General features: G+C 64.7%; 17 protein-coding genes. 9 read left to right on the top strand and 8 right to left on the bottom strand.

What is annotated here, in order from left to right:
* Positions 1-16: 16 nt before the first annotated feature.
* From PQR54_RS22975 to PQR54_RS22950, 6 genes are all read right to left on the bottom strand, one after another.
* Positions 17-1,105 carry a LacI family DNA-binding transcriptional regulator gene (locus tag PQR54_RS22975; protein ID WP_408249631.1) on the bottom strand — a complete coding sequence of 363 codons (1,089 nt, stop codon included), beginning with the start codon at positions 1,103-1,105 and terminating at the stop codon, positions 17-19.
* Positions 1,106-1,160: 55 nt separating this feature from the next.
* Positions 1,161-2,135: a 2-hydroxyacid dehydrogenase gene (locus tag PQR54_RS22970; RefSeq protein ID WP_408249629.1), complete on the bottom strand. Its 975-nt coding sequence runs from the start codon at positions 2,133-2,135 to the stop codon at positions 1,161-1,163.
* Positions 2,135-3,430, bottom strand: coding sequence for an MFS transporter (locus PQR54_RS22965; RefSeq protein WP_408249627.1), 1,296 nt, complete (start codon positions 3,428-3,430; stop codon positions 2,135-2,137). The genes PQR54_RS22970 and PQR54_RS22965 overlap by 1 nt, the downstream gene beginning before the upstream one ends.
* A 137-nt stretch (positions 3,431-3,567) precedes the next feature.
* Entirely contained in the window at positions 3,568-4,551 is a 984-nt protein-coding gene (locus tag PQR54_RS22960) for a sugar kinase (RefSeq protein ID WP_408249625.1), read from the bottom strand.
* Between the two features lie 229 nt (positions 4,552-4,780).
* Positions 4,781-5,554 carry a TIM barrel protein gene (locus PQR54_RS22955; protein ID WP_408249922.1) on the bottom strand — a complete coding sequence of 258 codons (774 nt, stop codon included), beginning with the start codon at positions 5,552-5,554 and terminating at the stop codon, positions 4,781-4,783.
* 353 nt (positions 5,555-5,907) lie between these two features.
* On the bottom strand, positions 5,908-6,807 hold the full coding sequence (locus PQR54_RS22950; protein WP_408249623.1) for a LysR family transcriptional regulator: 900 nt from the start codon (positions 6,805-6,807) through the stop codon (positions 5,908-5,910).
* A gap of 121 nt (positions 6,808-6,928) precedes the next feature.
* On the opposite strand from PQR54_RS22950, the gene PQR54_RS22945 reads away from it, so the two are divergent.
* From PQR54_RS22945 to PQR54_RS22910, 8 genes are all read left to right on the top strand, one after another.
* Complete coding sequence (locus PQR54_RS22945) at positions 6,929-8,026, top strand: YeiH family protein (RefSeq protein ID WP_408249621.1); 1,098 nt, start codon at positions 6,929-6,931, stop codon at positions 8,024-8,026.
* Between the two features lie 196 nt (positions 8,027-8,222).
* Positions 8,223-8,960, top strand: a complete 738-nt coding sequence (locus tag PQR54_RS22940) for a glutathione S-transferase (RefSeq protein WP_408249619.1) — start codon at positions 8,223-8,225, stop codon at positions 8,958-8,960.
* Positions 8,961-9,072: 112 nt separating this feature from the next.
* On the top strand, positions 9,073-10,806 hold the full coding sequence (locus PQR54_RS22935; protein WP_408249920.1) for a ClcB-like voltage-gated chloride channel protein: 1,734 nt from the start codon (positions 9,073-9,075) through the stop codon (positions 10,804-10,806).
* A gap of 164 nt (positions 10,807-10,970) precedes the next feature.
* Complete coding sequence (locus tag PQR54_RS22930; protein ID WP_408249617.1) at positions 10,971-12,308, top strand: C45 family autoproteolytic acyltransferase/hydrolase; 1,338 nt, start codon at positions 10,971-10,973, stop codon at positions 12,306-12,308.
* Between the two features lie 277 nt (positions 12,309-12,585).
* Positions 12,586-12,840, top strand: coding sequence for a hypothetical protein (locus PQR54_RS22925; RefSeq protein ID WP_408249615.1), 255 nt, complete (start codon positions 12,586-12,588; stop codon positions 12,838-12,840).
* 193 nt (positions 12,841-13,033) lie between these two features.
* Positions 13,034-13,264 carry a DUF2795 domain-containing protein gene (locus tag PQR54_RS22920; protein WP_408249613.1) on the top strand — a complete coding sequence of 77 codons (231 nt, stop codon included), beginning with the start codon at positions 13,034-13,036 and terminating at the stop codon, positions 13,262-13,264.
* A complete protein-coding gene (locus tag PQR54_RS22915; protein ID WP_408249611.1) occupies positions 13,261-14,163 on the top strand; it encodes an AraC family transcriptional regulator in 903 nt (300 codons plus the stop codon). Before PQR54_RS22920 ends, PQR54_RS22915 begins: the two co-directional genes overlap by 4 nt.
* 116 nt (positions 14,164-14,279) lie before the next feature.
* Positions 14,280-14,669, top strand: coding sequence for a cupin domain-containing protein (locus tag PQR54_RS22910; RefSeq protein WP_408249609.1), 390 nt, complete (start codon positions 14,280-14,282; stop codon positions 14,667-14,669).
* 139 nt (positions 14,670-14,808) lie between these two features.
* Here the strand turns inward: PQR54_RS22910 and PQR54_RS22905 are convergent, their stop codons facing one another.
* Complete coding sequence (locus tag PQR54_RS22905; protein ID WP_408249607.1) at positions 14,809-15,867, bottom strand: LysR family transcriptional regulator; 1,059 nt, start codon at positions 15,865-15,867, stop codon at positions 14,809-14,811.
* A 301-nt stretch (positions 15,868-16,168) separates the two neighbouring features.
* Between PQR54_RS22905 and PQR54_RS22900 the strand changes: the two genes are divergently transcribed.
* Positions 16,169-16,381: a hypothetical protein gene (locus tag PQR54_RS22900; RefSeq protein WP_408249605.1), complete on the top strand. Its 213-nt coding sequence runs from the start codon at positions 16,169-16,171 to the stop codon at positions 16,379-16,381.
* An 18-nt stretch (positions 16,382-16,399) separates the two neighbouring features.
* Here PQR54_RS22900 and PQR54_RS22895 read toward each other — a convergent pair whose 3' ends face one another.
* On the bottom strand, positions 16,400-17,017 hold the full coding sequence (locus PQR54_RS22895) for a TetR/AcrR family transcriptional regulator (protein ID WP_408249603.1): 618 nt from the start codon (positions 17,015-17,017) through the stop codon (positions 16,400-16,402).
* Positions 17,018-17,024 lie beyond the last annotated feature (7 nt).

Genomic DNA, 17,024 nt, shown 5'->3' with positions numbered 1-17,024 from the left:
GCAGATCGGCGCGAATTCAGCGCGACGTGGAGGCGCGGACGATCAATTCGCCCGGCAGAAGACAGTCGCGCGCGGTGGTCTGAACGCCTTCGATGCGTTCGTGCAGGAACTCGACCGCGCGGTAGCCGATCTCGTAGGTCGGCTGGCGGATCGTGGTGACGCCGGTCAGTTCGGCCCAGTCGGGGTCGTCGATGGAAAGCAGCGCGACGCGGGCTTGCCAGTCGGCGCCGTAGCGCGCTTTCAGATGCAAGGCGAGACATAGCGCGACGGGCGCGTTCGCCGCGAACAGGGCGATGCGCGCGGCGTTGCCCGTGGCGCCGGCGTCGCGCGCGTGGGCGGCTGCATCGATCGCGCGGTCCAGTTCGGCGAGGCTGCGCTCGACGTCGGCTGCATCCGCGAGGTTCAGCACCAGCGTGTGACCGCGTGCCGCGCCTTTGCCTTCGCCGTGCTCGCCCTGAGCGCCCATCGCCTCACGAAACGCCGCTTCGCGCAGTTGCCGCGAACTGACCTGCTCGAATGGCTGAACGACAAACCATATATCGTCGAAGTCGTTATCCAGCAGATGCCGCGTGCCGAGTTCAGCCGCCGCCCGGTTATCGAGCCCGACCATATCCGTGACGAGCCCATCCACCGAACGGTCCACCAGCACCGCGGGAATTCCGCCGCCGCCCACCGGCCGCAGCGTTTCCTCGCGCACGCCGAGCGCGTTGACGATCACGCCTTCCACCCGGTACGTGGTGAGCAGTTGCAGATAGCGCCGCTCCATCTCGACTTCGTTCGCCGCGTGGCAGATCAGCGGCATCAAACCGAGCGCGTGGCATGCCGCTTCCACGCCTTGCAGCACTTCGACCGTGTAGGGGTTCGTGAGGTCGGCGAGCAGCATGCCGATCAAGCGGTTGCGGCCACGCTTGAGGCCGCGCGCCATCTGGTTCGGCTGATAGTCGAGGCGCGCGATCGCGGCCTCGATGCGCGCGCGCAGTTCAGGCGACAGCACGCTCATCTCGCCGTTCAGATAGCGCGAGATGCTGGTCTTGCCGGTGCCGGCTTCGCGCGCGACGTCGGTGATCGTCGCGCGGCGCGGCGTGGCCTGCGGCGTCGTGCTCATCGGCTCCTCGTGGCGCGGGCGGGTCGGTTCATGGCTTGGTTCTTTGCTCGGCTCGTCATTCGGCTGTCTTGCCAAGCACTTCGCGGTTGACGATATTGTTGGTCAGCGTGCCGTCGAGCGCGGCGACCAGGTTTTCCGCCGCATTACGCGCCATAGCATGACGCGTTTCGTGCGTCGCCGAACCGATATGCGGCAGTGCGACCACGTTCGCCAGCTTCAGCAACGGCGAGTCGGCCGGCAGCGGTTCGGTCTCGAACACGTCGAGACCGGCGCCGTGGATCGTGCCATTCTGCAGCGCCTCGATCAGCGCCTGTTCGTCGACGGTCGCGCCGCGCGAGGCGTTGATCAGGATCGCACTCTTCTTCATCGATTTCAATTCAGCCGCGCCGATCAGATGCTTCGTCTCCGGCGTCAAAGGCACTTGCAGGCAAACGAAGTCAGACACAGCAAGCAGTTCCGCCAGCTCGACGCGCCGCGCACCGTAAGCCGTTTCGGCCTGCGGGTTCGCGCTGCGGTTGGTGTACAGCACCTTCATGTTGAAGCCGAGCGCCGCGCGCCGCGCCACCGCGCCGCCGATCCGCCCGAGCCCGACTATGCCGAGCGTCTTGCCCTGCACGTCGACGCCGAACAAAGCCGGCCCGATGCTGTGCTGCCAGTGCCCCGCCTTCACCCACTCGGCGAGTTCGACCACGCGCCGCGCCGACGCGAGAATCAGCGAGAACACCGTGTCCGCGGTGGACTCGGTCAGCACGTCCGGCGTGTGCGCGAGCACGATGCCGCGGCGCGTGAGATCGGCCACGTCGAACTGGTCGAAGCCCACCGAGATGGTCGAGAGCGCCTTGAGCCGCGTCGCGCCTTCGAGCATCGCCGGCGTGATCTTCACGCTCGACCCGATGCCGCCGTCCGCGTCTTTCAGCGCGGCCACGAACGCGTCGTGCTGCGCGGCATCGACCTGCACGACTTGCGCATGCTGCTGCAGATAAGCGAGCACATCTTCGGGCAACGACTTCCAGGCGACGATCTTCTTCATCAGCTTATTTTCCTTGCGACGGGGTGGCGAGCGGTGGCCGCATTGCTGGTTTCCTGCTGCTGCGGTTTGACGATCAGCGTCAGAATCACGGCGGCGACGAGCGCCACGCTCATGAATGCATACGACGCGGCGGGCGAACCGGTCGCGCCGTTCAGATAGCCGACCACATACGAGCCGACGAACGAACCGAGCGCGCCCATGCTGTTGATCAGCGCCATCGCGCCGCCCGCGACGTTCTTCGGCAGCAGTTCCGGCACGATCGCGAAGAACGGGCCATACGGCGCGTACATCGCGGCGCCGGCGATCACCAGCAAGGCATACGAGAGCCAGAAATGCGTGGAGCCGAGCGCATACGAAGCCGCGAACGCGACCGCGCCGACCAGCAGGAACGGCCACACGAACACCTTGCGGCGGTTGAGTTTATCCGATGCCCACGAAGCTGCAAGCATTGCGATGGTCGCGGCAAGATAAGGCAGCGCCGAGAGCCAGCCGGTTTCGACCATGCCGAGCGTCGAACCGTTCTTCAGGATCGACGGCAGCCACAGCACGAAACCATACACGCCGATGCTCCAGCAGAAATATTGCGCGCACAGCTTGATCACCGCGGGCGTTTTGAACGCGTCGCTGTAGTTGCGCACCGGCTTGATCGCGGCCTGCTCGGCGCGCAGCGTTTCGGCGAGGTCGTCCTTCTGCTGCTGCGTGAGCCACGAGACCTGTTGCGGCTTGTCCTTCACGATGAACCACCAGCATACGGCCCAAAGAATCGCGGGCGCGCCTTCGGCGATGAACATGTGACGCCAGCCGAACGAATGCACCAGATAGCCCGACACTACCGACATCCACAGCACCGTCACCGGATTGCCGAGAATCAGGAAAGTGTTGGCGCGCGAGCGCTCGCTCTTGGTGAACCAGTTGCTGATGAAAATCAGCATGGCCGGCATCACCGCGGCTTCGACCACGCCGAGCACGAAGCGGATCACCATCAGCGACGGGATATTGCTGACCATGCCGGTGAGCGATGCGCAACCGCCCCACAGAATCAGGCTCCAGAATACGAGCTTCTTGACGCTGCGGCGTTCCGCGTAGATCGCGCCGGGGATCTGGAAAAAGAAATAACCGAGGAAGAACAGCGCGCCGATCAGCGACGACAGTCCCTTGCTGATGCCGAGATCCTGGTTGATGCCGGCGGCCGACGCGAAACCGTAGTTCGCGCGATCGAGATAAGCGAGGCTATAGGTGATGAATACGATCGGCATGATCGTCCACCAACGGCGAATCGCAAGCGATGAGGTCATGGGGTGTCTCCTTGGACGGCTTCCCGAAACAATGATGGACGGTCATGGGGCGCTCTGTTCGAGCGCTCTTGCTGTTATCGAAGCGGCCTGGTTCAACGCGGCTTGCGGTCTTGCGAGCTGCGCGGTCCTTTCGGTCTTCAGGCCGCGACCGCGACGGACCGCGCGCCGGCCGCTTCCAACGCATCGAGTTCGGCGCGGCTCGGCAGCCCTTCCGAATCGCCGATCACCTGAATCGCCAACGCGCCGATGCGGTTGCCGCGCGCCACCGCTTGCGGCAGCGACTTGCCTTCGAGCAAAGCGCTGACCACGCCGACGGCGAAACCATCGCCTGCGCCGACCGTGTCCACGACTTTCGCAACCGGTTGACCGGCGATCACGGCGGCATCGTCGGCAGTGCGGAAGTACGCGCCCTGCGCGCCCAACTTGATGATCACGCCGCGCGCGCCCTGCTCCAGATAGAACTTCGCAATGTCCTCCGGCTGCGTATAGCCGGTCAGAATCTCGCCTTCGCCGATGCCGGGCAGCACCCAGTCGGCCAGCGCGGCGAGCGCGTTCAGACCTTCGACCATCGCGGCGCGCGACGGCCACAGCGTCGGACGCAGGTTCGGGTCGAACGAAATCGTCTTGCCGGCGGCACGCATTTCGCGCGCGAGGTGAAACGCGAGTTCGCGCGAGCTCGCCGAAATCGCGGGCGCCACGCCGGTCAGATGCAGGTGACGCGCTTGCAGGACGTAGTCGGCCGCATAGTCGGCCAGCGACAGATGGCTCGCCGCCGAACCCTTGCGGAAATACTCGATCGCCGGATCGCTGCCGTCGTCGTTTTTCGACTTGAGCTGGAAGCCGGTCGGATAGCGCTCGTCGGTCGTGACGCAGCCCTGGTCGATGCCCTCTTTCGTCAACGTGTCGCGCACGTACTGGCCGAACGAATCGTTGCCGACGCGGCTCATCCAGCCGACCTTGAAGCCGAGGCGCGACAAACCGATCGCCACGTTCAGATCGGCGCCGGCGACGCGCTTCGTGAACTGCCCGACGCCCGCGAGCGGGCCGGTTTCGGCGGCCACGAACATGGCCATCGCTTCGCCGTAGGTGATGACATCGAGTGCTGCGGTTGTCTTGCTCATGCTTCGCTCCTGCGTGATCTTTTTTTGCTGCGTGTTTTGTGTGTTTGTGTCTTTTTGCGTAGATGGTTGTCGCTTACGGTTTGCAGCGCAAGGTTCGCTGCGTGCTGTTCTCGCCTACCGTTTTTTACGCCTACCGCTTACGCCTTCCGTTGCTGCGTTCCGTTTGCCGCGTGCTTGTTGCCGCGTGCTTTCCCGGTGTCGCTGCCTTCTCTCAGGTTCCACATGCCGCTCATGCGGCAGCCAGCCACGCGACGTAATGCGCCGCGTCCGCATCGGTGCGGCTCGTATCGAACGGAAACTCGATACCGCGCGGCACATGACGCGGCAGCTTGTCGAGGACCGCGGCGAACTGCGCGTCGTCGGCGGCCGGGGCGGCGGGAAAGCGTCGCGCGCCCTCACCCACCGTTGTCTTGCAATGGATGTAGTCCACATGCGCCGCCAGCGGCGCGGCTGCATCGAGCGGCATTACCTCGCGCCAGGCCCAGTTGCCGATGTCGAAGGTCATGCCGAGCACATTGGCGTGGCCTTCGCGCGCCAACGCGTCGAACAGGCCGGTGAACTGCGCGAGCGAACCGCCCTCGGCCAACTGCCCGTTTTCGACGACGAGGCGCAATTCCGCGCAGCGCATGTGATCGGCGATCACGGCGGCATTGGCGTCGGTGGCGAAACCGCCGAGTTGCAACTTCACGAAACGCGCGCCGAGCGCGAGCGCTTCTTCGATCGAGAGGCGCAACGCTTCGGCGTCGAGCTTGCCCTGCGCCGTGTACAGCGAAGCCGGCGTGGAGTACACGGACCACAAGCCCAGTTCCGCAATTTGCCTGCCGAGTTCGCGCAAGTTGTGCGGCGCGGCGTCGGTTTCGTCGGCGAACAGTTCGCGGCGCACTTCGAAACCCGCCGCGCCGGCCTGTTTGCTTGCTTGCGCCCACTTGAGATGACCGTCCGTACGGACCGCGTTCATCCCGAATGCGCTTGCGACGATCACCACGTCCACTGCATCAGCCATGTCGAATTTACTCAAATCTGTCTCGTGATCGGCATTTGGAACCGGTTCCAAATGCACTTCGAAAAAAAGCGCCGAGGCGCTTCCGATGCCCGAATAGTGCGCCGAGGGCGCCGCCATGCACCATAGTGGAAATCCCCAGGCGCGGTTGGCACGGTGTGGAATTTGCGGGCCGGCCTGGTCAATTGAAGGCGCTCACCAAAAAAAATGATCCGGCGGCCGACGGCTCCAACAGCACCAGCGACAACTCATGGCCCAAGTGGCGACGATACAGGCAGGGCGCCAGCCCGTGACCGTGACGCGCTTTTTGCGCTAAACCATCCGTACGCGAGGCGTCGGCTGCCAGCACCGAAGCCTCAAGGCTCGTCCGCGAGACACAGCGCGAGAAACTGCTCCACCACCCGCGACGGCGCGCTCGCATGCGGCACCAGAATCGACAGGCGCCGCGTGAGCGGCTCCGGACTGAGCGACAGCAGGCACAGCGCGCGGTCCTCGTGCCGCATCGACATGGCCGACACAAAACCGATGCCCATGCCCGCGCGCACTGCTTCCTTCACGCCTTCGACGCCCGCAATCTCCAGCGCCACGCGCATCGGCACGCCGGCCCGCGCGAACGCCCGCTCGACGATCTGCCGCACACCCGAGCCCGCCTCGCGCAACACCAGCGGATATTCGCCGAAAGCCGCCAGCCCCGCCTGGCCGCCATTGCCGGACTCCGCCGACTGCGCCAACGGATGCGTACGCGGCATGATCGCGACGATCTCGTCTTCGCGCCACGAGTGCACCGCGGTGTCCGGCGGCAGATCCGCGCCGACCGGCCCCTCGATCATCGCGATGTCCACCGAATCGAGCGCGCCGACGATCTCCGTGGTGTTGCCGTCCGCCGTATGCAGCGTCACGTCCGGATAGCGGCGATGGAAGTCGGCGATCAGGTACGGCAGCAGGTAGCTCGCGGGCGTAGTGCTCGCCCCGATCCGCAAGGTGCCCTGCTCGAGGCCGCGCAAGGCGTCGCGGTATGCATGCGCCTGCCGCCAGGTGTCGCGCAGCCGCGTGGCGTAGCTGGCGAGCTGCTCGCCGGCGGGCGTGAGACGCACACCGCGGCCGTCACGCTGATACAGCGGCTCGCCGAATTCGTCCTGCAACTGCCGCAACTGGCCCGACACGGCCGGCTGCGACAAATGCAGCGCCACAGCCGCCCGGCTGATGTTGCGATGCTCGGCGACGGCCGCGAAAGTTATAAGTTGATCCGGGGTCATGTAGGTCAAAGTATCGGCTGGAGCGATACCTTACATTCTAAATCACGATTTTTCATATCGATATCTCTAATTTAGGATTAGCCCCATCGCATCTTCGTCAGTCACAGAAAAGGGCTGCTCCATGTCCACCGCTCATCTCACCGCCGCCAGCACGACGCCCGCCGGGTTTTCCACCCGCGGGCAGCTCAACGGCGTTCTGTTCGTCGCGCTGTTTGCCGCTGCCGTCACGCGCATCGCCGCGATTCCCGCCATCGCCGGATTGGGTTTGAGCCCGCTGATCGTCGGCATCGTCGCCGGCGCCATTTACGGCAACGCGCTGCGCGACGGCATGCCCGCCAGCTGGGCGGCCGGCGTCAATTTTTCGGCGCGCAAGCTGCTGCGCATCGCCGTGGCCTTCTTCGGGCTGCGCGTCAGCCTGCAGGAAATCGCTCAGGTCGGCGTGCCCGGCCTCGCGGAATCGGTTCTGATCGTGGTCAGCACGCTCGTGATCGGCACGTGGGCCGGCATGAAAATCATGAAGCTCGATCGCGACACGGCCTTGCTGACCGCCGCGGGCAGCGCGATCTGCGGCGCCGCCGCCGTGCTCGCCTTCGAATCGACGCTGCAATCGAAGCCGCACAAAAGCGCGATGGCCGTGGGCAGCGTGGTGCTGTTCGGCACGCTCTCGATGTTCCTTTACCCGGTTCTGTTCAAGGCGGGCTGGCTGCATCTGGACACGGTCGGCGCGGGCCTGTTTTTCGGCGGCACGATCCATGAAGTGGCGCAGGTGGTCGGCGCGGCCAGCAACGTGAGCCCGGAAGCGACCCACATCGCCACCATCGTGAAGATGACTCGCGTGATGTTGCTGGTGCCGGTGCTGCTGGTGGTCGGCATGTGGGTAAATCGCTCGGCGCGGCGCGATTCGGCTGCGGCCGGCGCGCAGGAAGGCGCTCACGGCAACGCGCCGCGCAAGCTGGCGATTCCCTGGTTCGCGCTCGGCTTTCTCGCCTTCGTCGTGATCAACTCGCTGCATGTGCTGCCGGAAGCCGCGACCAGCACGCTCAACACGCTGGACACTTTCGCGCTGACGATGGCTATGACCGCGCTCGGCATCGAAACGCGTATTGCGCAGATCCGTCAGGCCGGTCCCCGCGCGCTGACTACGGGCTTCATCCTGTATGTGTGGCTGGTTGCCGGCGGACTCGGAATTACATGGACTGTCCAGCACCTGTTCGGCTAGGCCGCCCTCGCCTTCAAACCCACCCCGCCGCGTGCGGGGTTTTGCGCATTCTGGAGCACCATCCGTCACGCTCGCGCGGCATACTGGTTGCTGGCGTCGTCAGCTCATGCAGCACGCTTAGGCGGGCCGCTTCCGCGCTCCGTTTTGCGCCCCGTCTTCGCGTCTGTGTCAATGCAACCGGAATGAGGATCGATCGATGAGCCTGGAACTTTACTACTGGGATGGCTTGCAAGGCCGCGGTGAATTCGTGCGGCTCGCGCTGGAGGAAGCCGGCGCCGACTACGTGGAAGTGGCGCGCGGCGAACCGTCCGACGGTCTCGGCACCAAGACGATGATGTCGGTGATGAAGAGCAAGGACGAGCCGTATCCGCCGTTCGCGCCGCCGTTTCTGAAAGACGGTGACCTGGTGATCGCGCAGACCGCCAACATCCTGTTCTATCTCGGCCCGCGGCTGAACCTCGCACCCTCGGTGGAGAGCCTGCGCTATGTGGCCAACGGCCTGCAACTGACCATCGCGGACATGATCACCGAGGCGCACGACACGCATCACCCGCTCGCCAGCGCGCTGTACTACGAAGACCAGAAAGACGCCGCCAAAGTGCGGGCGCACGACTTCATCGACAACCGCATTCCGAAGTTCATGTCGTACTTCGAGCGCGTGCTCAAACAGAATCCGGCCGGCGATCAGTTCATGGTGGGCGACGCGCTCACTTACGTCGACCTGTCCATGTTCCAGTTAATAGACGGCCTGCTATACGCGTTTCCGCGCGCGCTCAAGCGCTTCGGCGAACACTACCCGCGGCTCGCCGCCTTGCACGACGCGGTGATCGAGCGGCCGAACATCGCCGCGTATCTGCAGTCCGAGCGGCGCATCGAACACAACGAGGCCTGCATCTTCCGGCACTACCCGGAACTCGACAAGGCGGCGACTTGAGCCGCGCCTTCTTCCTTCGCTCACTTGACGTTTCGCGCCCGCCGTCCAAAGCGGGCGCGATGCTGTTACCGTGCGCGCTGTTCAACCCACTTTCACGACCCGTACCGTCGACGTGCTTTCATTCCTGCTGAAGCTGCGCACCCGCGCCCAAGATCTGTTCCGCCTTTCCGACGCTCACACGATGCTGATCTGGTCGGTCGTGGTCGGCGTCGCCGGCGCCTTCGCGACGATCGCCTTTCGCGAAGGCATTGCGCTGCTGCAATTCGCGATCGTCGGCAAGTCCGGCAGTTTCGTCGAAATGGCGCGCGGCTTGCCGTGGACCGTGCGGATCTGGCTGCCTGCGGCAGGCGGCCTGATCGCGGGCTTCTTTCTGCTGATCGCGCGGCGTTACGAGGACAAGTGCAATCACATCGATTACATGGAAGCGGTCGCGATCGGCGACGGCGTGGTGCCGGTCAAGCTGAGCCTGTGGCGCAGCGTGTCGTCGCTGTTCACGATTTCGAGCGGCGGGTCGATCGGCCGTGAAGGTCCGATGGTGCAACTGGCGGCGCTCGCCGGTTCGCTGATCGGACGCTGGGTGCATTTCGATCCGCCGCGGTTGCGTCTGCTGGTGGCCTGCGGCGCGGCGGCCGGGATCACCTCGGCGTACAGCGCGCCGATCGCGGGCGCGTTTTTCGTCACCGAGATCGTGCTCGGCTCGATCGCGATGGAGAGCTTCGGACCCGTGGTGGTTTCGGCGGTGGTCGCCAACATCACGATGCGTGAATTCGCCGGCTACAAGCCCCCGTACGAAATGCCGGTGTTTCCGCCGGTGGCGGGCCTGGAAGTGCTGCTGTTCGTCGCGCTCGGCGCGCTGTGCGGCGCGGCCGCGCCGCAGTTTCTGCGGCTGCTCGACGCGTCGAAGCAAAGCTTTCGCAAACTGCCGGTGCCGCTGCCCGTGAGGCTCGCGCTCGGCGGCCTGGTGGTCGGCATTCTGTCGGTCTGGACGCCCGAGGTATGGGGCAACGGCTACAGCGTCGTCAACGCGATCCTGCATTCGCCGTGGACGTGGAGCGCGCTCGTCCTCGTGCTCGTGTTCAAGCTCGTCGCCACGGCGGCAACGGCGGGCTCCGGCGCGGTCGGCGGGGTGTTCACGCCGACGCTGTTCGTCGGCGCGGTAGTCGGCTCGCTGTTCGGCCAGGGCATGCACGCGCTGTGGCCGCACGGCACGTCGGCGCCGTTCGCGTACGCGATGGTCGGCATGGGCGCGTTTCTGGCGGGCGCGACCCAGGCGCCGCTGATGGCGATCCTGATGATCTTCGAGATGACGCTCAGCTATCAGGTCGTGCTGCCGCTGATGCTCTCGTGCGTGGTCGCCTATTTCGTGTCGCGCGCGATCGGCAAGACTTCCATGTACGAGATCACGCTGCGCCGCAATCACGAGGAACAGGAGCGCTCGCGACTGCGCGCCACGCAGATGCGCGAACTGATCCGCCCCGCCGAAACCGTCGTGTTGCCCAACGCGACCGTGCAGGACATGACGCGCGTGTTCCTCGAATATCCGGTGAAGTATCTCTACGTGGCGAACGAGTCCGGCGCGTTTCTGGGCGTGGTCGCCTTGAAGGACATCACGTCCGATCTGCTCGACGGCAGCGACACCTCCGCGAAGACCGCGGCGAACTATTTGCAGCCGCATTTCGACGTGCTCACGCCGGACATGCCGCTCGGCGTAGCCTTGCAGCACTTCCTCGCGTTTCAGGGCGAGCGCCTGCCGGTGATCGAAAGCGCGGCGCATCCCACGCTCGCCGGCGTGGTCTACAAAACCTCGCTGCTCGACGCGTATTTCCGCATGAATCCGACGCGTTAGGCGCCGCGCCCAATCCGCCTCCAGGCCGCGCCCGCGGTCTCTTTGGGGCCCGTGCAAAGCGCGGCAGATTCTCTACAATGGACAGACCGCTGCGGCGAACGCCGACAGCGCGCGTTACGCCAGAACGGGCGCACCGAGACGCCCGTCCTTCGATCGGAGCGAAGATGAGCGAACCGTCCCTCGATGCCGTGCGCCGCGACCAGGCGGGCTGGATTTTCCTGCATATCGAAGGCGAGCCGTACGATCGCGGCGAGCAACACGGCCAGTTGCTCGCCGGCGAAATCCGCAACGCGATCCACACCGCCCGCTACCTCGCGAAGTGGGACACCGGCGAAGACTTCGAGACTTTCGTCAACGCCGCCGTCTCGCAGTTCGCCAACAAACTCGACACCGAATTCGCCGACGAAATCCAGGGCATCGCCGACGGCGCGAAGCTGCCGTTCGCCGAAGTGCTGGCGTGGAACGGCTACATGGATCTGCTGCAAAGCTGGTGGCCGACCCACGCGTCGCAGAAGCAGCCGAACCTCAGCGTGAAGCCGTGGCGCGGACGGCGCGGGCACCACTGCAGCGCCTTCATCTCCACCGGCCGCGCAACGCGCGACGGCCGCATCGTGATGGCGCACAACTCGTGGGACCGCTACGCCGCCGGCGACGCGTTCAACGTGATTTTCGACATCGTGCCCGACCAGGGCAACCGCATCCTCATGCAAGGCTTGCCCGGCTGCATTTCCAGTCTCACGGATTTCTGGGTCACCGCCGCCGGGCTGATGGTGACGGAAACCACCATCTCGAACTTCGTGGGCTACAACGCGGCGGGCGCGCCCGAGTTCTATCGCTCGCGGCGCGCGTCGCAGTACGCGAACAGCATCGGCGAATGGTGCGAAATGTTCGCGATCGCCAATAACGGCGGCTACGCGAACAGCTGGCTGCTGGGCGACGCCAAGACCGGCGAGATCGCGCGCTACGAACTCGGCCTGCACTTCTCCGGTTTCGAGAGCACCAAGGATGGTTTCTACAGCGGCTACAACACCGCGACCGATCTGAAGATCCGCAACCAGGAATGCCTCGGCGAAGGCGAAGACTATACGGACGTGCGCAAGAACGGCGCACGGCGCCTGCGCTTCATGCAGCTCGAGGAAATGCATCGCGGCAAGATCGACGTGGAACTGGCCAAGGAGATGATCGCCGATCATCACGACGTCTACCTCGACCGTAACGACAACCCTTGTTCGCGCACCATCTGCGGGCATCTGGAACTGGACGACGCGCGCTTCGGCGGCACCGATCACGGGCCGTTCAATCCGTGGGGCGCGAATGACGGCAAAGTGGTCGACAGTGAAATGGCGCGCGAGATGGCGTTCAGCGCGCGCTGGGGCCATCCTTGCGGGCGGCCGTTCGACGCGCAGGCGTTCATGAAGCGGCATCCGCAGTGGAACTGGCTGAACGGCTATATGCGCGATCGGCCTTCGTGGCCGTGGACGCGCTTCGACGTGCTGCGTTAGAACCGCGTCCGCCGCACTGCAACATTGCCGGCGCACGACCGTTCGCGACGGCGCTGCTGCGCTGTTGCCGCGTTTCTGCGATCATCTGAAATCGACAATACGGTTTTGCCGCAAACATGCGCGCTCTGCAGAATTTGCGCGCATAAGATGGAAGATGCGCGTAGCCGCCGATCGCAGCACCTCGGCCACGCCGCGCGGAGCATGCGCCGTCCTTTCGACGCGGGGACGGCACAGCGCTTGCTCAACTGTCAGCGCCGCATGAGCTTAGGAGGTCGGGATGAAAACCTCGACACTGTTGACCATGGTGACGCTGTCAGCCTCGTGTTTCGCCGCGCCGGTTCACACCGCGCCGGACAGCACGAACGCCAATAGTCTTGCCGAACGCGCCAACGCAGCACCCGTCGCCCCGGCGGCGCCGGACGTTGCGGCCACGGACAATAATGGTCCGCAACAATGGCAACATATCGCGCTGCCCAAATCGCGGCATCTCGATCGAAGCTTCACCGGGCAGAACGAGCATTTGCAGACCTGACGCCGGCATGTACGTCAGCGCGCGCCGGTTGTATGCGTGAGACTTCGCTGCCCCGAAGCGGCGACGACGGCAAGCGCGTCCGTGCACTTTCTCAACTCAAGCGGTATGCGCAAATAACGCGGCCTCTGGCGTTTCGTTCAGTGGCAACACTCACGTCCTCATCACCTCCAACCGTATCAACAGGAGCGTTTGCATGACCGCATCGGCTATTCCCGGCGAATCGATTGACCTGCAGATCAGCGATCTTCTGAGCGAAGTCCAGTTTCCGACCTACAAGGACGCGCTCGTCGACGCCGCGCGCGAAGCCGGCGCGAGCAACGAAGTGCTGGCGATGCTCGACGGCCTGCCGGAGCAGGATTACGCCGACGTGGCCTCGGTGACGCGCTACATCAGCGGCAATTACGGCCCGGGGCTCGGCGGATGAGCGAGGAACCGGCTTCATCGCCGCCGCTTTCCCAGCCGTCTTCCCCTTCGCGCACGCTTTCGTCGGCCCAGAACAGGCGCGGTTCCGACTGGATCTATCGCTCGCCGCAAACGGCCGGCGCGAGCGGCATCGAGCGGATCGAGGCGTTCTTTCATCAGGCCGGCTACGCGATGCATCGCCACGATACCTATGCGATCGGCCGCACGCTGTCCGGCGTGCAGAGCTTTCGCTATCGCGGCAGCACCCGCAACAGCTTGCCCGGCGGCACGATGGTGCTGCATCCCGACGAAGCGCACGACGGCCAGGCCGGCACCGGCGATGGTTTCCACTACCGCATGATCTATGTCGATCCGGCGCTGTTCCAGCAGGCGCTCAGCGGCAAACCCCTGCCATTTCTGGAAGGCGGGCTGTCGAACGACCCGCGCCTGTTCGCCGCCACGGAAAGCCTGCTGCGCGCGATGGACAGCGCCATCGATCCGCTCGAACAGGACAGCGCGCTCTACGATCTGGCCGTCGCGCTCGACACGGTGGCAGGCGCGCCGGATACACCGCGTCCGGTGGATTACCGCGCGGCAACGCTTGCGCGCGACTACCTGCTGGCGTCGCTCGATCGCGCCGTCACGCTCGATGAACTCGCGGCAGCGGCGGGTCGCGACCGCTGGAGCTTGTCCCGCGATTTTCGCGCGCTGTTCGGGACCAGTCCGCATCGCTATCTGACCATGCGGCGACTCGATCTCGTGCGGGAACTGGTGCTCAAGGGCGTGTCGCTTGCGGACGCCTCGGCAGCGAGCGGCTTCGCCGATCAGAGCCACATGACGCGGCACTTCAAGCACGCCTGGGGCGTCGCACCGGCGCAATGGCTGAAGATGCTCGGCCTGCCTTCAGCCGGCACGCGCTGAGCGAAGGCGCGCCTGAACGCGCCGCGCCGAACGATCGCGCACAAACGTTCAAGACCCGGATCCCGCTTGCGCCGTACGCTTCCTGCCTGACACAACCGCTCAGGAGGAGCACTGCGATGTCCGACGCTCAGGTCACTCAACGGCCGTATCAGGCCATCAATTTCGCGCAGAAACTGGGGCTCTTTAACGACCAGTGGCAAGCACGCGTGGTCGCCGAAATGAACGACTATCAGTTCAAGCTCGTGCGAATCGAAGGGGATTTCATCTGGCACGAGCACGCCGACACCGATGAGACGTTCATCGTGCTCGACGGGCAATTGCGCATCGACATGCGCGATGGTTCCGTGCTGATTTCGGCGGGGGAAATGTTCGTGGTGCCGAAGGGCATCGAGCACAAGCCCTACGCCGAACGTGAAGTGAAGCTACTGCTGATCGAGCCGCGCGGTGTGAAGAATACCGGCGAGGAAGTCAGCGAACGGACGGCGGCGAACGACGTGTGGATTTGAGTTTTTGAGTTGCCAGCGCGGCTTTGCAGCCGCGCCTCGAGGCGTAGCGCGACACGCGACATGCGACATGGGAAATGCGCCGCGAAGAGAACGCCCTGACGCCGCGCTTTCCAGCTCCGATACCCGCTCGCACCCGCCATCAAAACGGCGACGAAGCCGCGATCCGCGAGCGCGCAGCCTTGTGCAAGGAACGCCCTGCGTCGGCAGTCAATTCCGGCACCGACAGGTCGTCGATGTCCGCGGCAACCTCCGCCGCCCCGGTCCCGGAACGCGCCGGCGTCACAGCACGCGGATCGCGCGTCTGCTGCTCCGGCTGCTGGAAATACTCGACGAGGTGATCGATAAACGTGCGCACTTTCGCCGGCAAATGCAGGCGGCTCGGATAGGCGATCGTGACTTCGATCTGCGGCAAACGGTACTCGCGCAGCAGCGGCACCAGCCGCCCGGAGGCCAGATCGCGGCCGATCAGATAGCTCGGCAGGATCGCCACGCCCATGCCCAGCAGCGCGAACTGTCTGACCATCTCCGTATTGTTCGCGACAATCGCATTGGTCGGGCGCACGCGGACTTCGCCATCCGGTCCGGTGAACACACGCTCTTCGCCGCCCTGCTCGGACGGCCGGCTCAGACACGGATGCGAGAGCAGATTCTCGGGCCGCGTCGGCGTGCCGTGCTGCGCCAGATACGCGGGCGTCGCACACACCGTCAAATAGCCGGTAGTGAGCCGTCGCGTGACGATGCTCGCGCTGCGCATGTGCCGCGCCACGAATATGCCGACGTCGAAGCCCTCTTCCACCAGATCGACATGACGATCCGCGAGCGTGACGTCCGGCACCACATCCGGATAACGCGCGGCATAAGACTGCACCACGGGGGCGAGGCTGTGCAGCCCGAACACCACCGGCGCGACGATGCGCAAGGTGCCGACCGGCTCGTGATTGCGCGCCACCACCATCTGCTCCACGCCTTCCAGGTCGTCGAGAATGTGGCGCACGCGCTCCAGATAGGTCGTGCCGGATTCCGTCAGTGACAGCCGGCGCGTGGTGCGATTGAGCAGCCGCGTGCCGAGGCGCGCTTCGAGGTCGGCGACATGGCGCGTGACGACCGCCGTGGAAAGATCGAGCGCGCCTGCCGCGCCGACGAAACTGCCAAGGTCGGCCACTTTGACGAATACGCGCATCGACTGCAATTGGTTCATGGGACGACTCCTGCCTCGGTAAAGCCGGGCCGGCGCACCCCTCGCGCCTGTATCGACCCGCGCGGCAAGGCGCGCGCGGGCTTGCCCAACGATCCGATTGTATCGACCCGATCATGTCCCAACCCTGACCTGAACATGACAATCCGGACAGGTTTCCGAGGCGCTCGTGTCACGCTTGCGGGCTGATAACGCGCGTGATCAGAAGCTTTATCACGACCTTTATCGCTGATTTCGGCTAGGTATAAACCCTAGCATTCTGGTAACATGGCGTCCGAAAGAAATCAATCGCATTCAATCCGCCATGACCCACCGTTTTCAGCTTCTCGAAAAAATCGCGTTCTCACTGGTCTGCTGGTCCGCCGCGGCCTGCTCGGCATTCATCGCTTATGAGCGCTGCCCAGACATCAAGGTGGTCCTGCATGTGGGCGAAGAAGTGTTGCGCTACAGCGGCCAGTATTCGTACGTATGCGCCACGCCGGTTGCCGACGCCTGCGCGCAGTTGCCCACCAACTGATCGCACGTTTCAACGCGCTTACGCATCGCGCCCGAACACCACGCGGGCGAAAAATCCCGCCAGCACCGCTTCAACTCTCTCCGCCGGCACGTTCTGCGGGTCGACCGTGTAGAAGAACTGCACGCCGTCGCACAAGCTCATCAGGCCGATCGCCAGCGTCTCCGGCGGCATCAGCATCGGCGTGCCGACCCGCGCCGAAAACTCGCGGATGTACGCGCCCAATTGCTCGAGCTTGTCGTGCATGAACGCGTTAAAGCGAATCCGGAAGCGGCCGTCGCGCACCGCAAGCAGCTTCGCCTCAGCCCACAGCAGGAAACACTTGTTCTCGCGATGCAGGTTGCTGTAGTAGCGCAGCACGCGCTCTTCCATTTCTTCCCGCGAAGCCGCGTTCGCGAAAATAGCCTGCAGCCCTGCCTGCATGACCTCGTGGTCGCGCCGCAATAGTTCGAGAAACAACTCGCTCTTACTGCCGAAGTTCGAATAGAACGCGCCACGCGTATAGCCCGCCGCCGCGGCGATGTCTTCGACACTCGCCGCGACAAACCCTTTCTTCATAAAAATTGCTTGCGCAGCGTCGAGCAGACGCTCGCGCGTCTGGTCCTTGCTCTGCTCGCGTGTCAGTCGTTGCCGTTTCATGGGCGCA

The sequence above is a fragment of the Paraburkholderia phytofirmans genome, assembly GCF_046028095.1.
Classification (GTDB): domain Bacteria; phylum Pseudomonadota; class Gammaproteobacteria; order Burkholderiales; family Burkholderiaceae; genus Paraburkholderia; species Paraburkholderia phytofirmans_A.
This window is presented reverse-complemented; position numbering and strand designations above follow the sequence as displayed.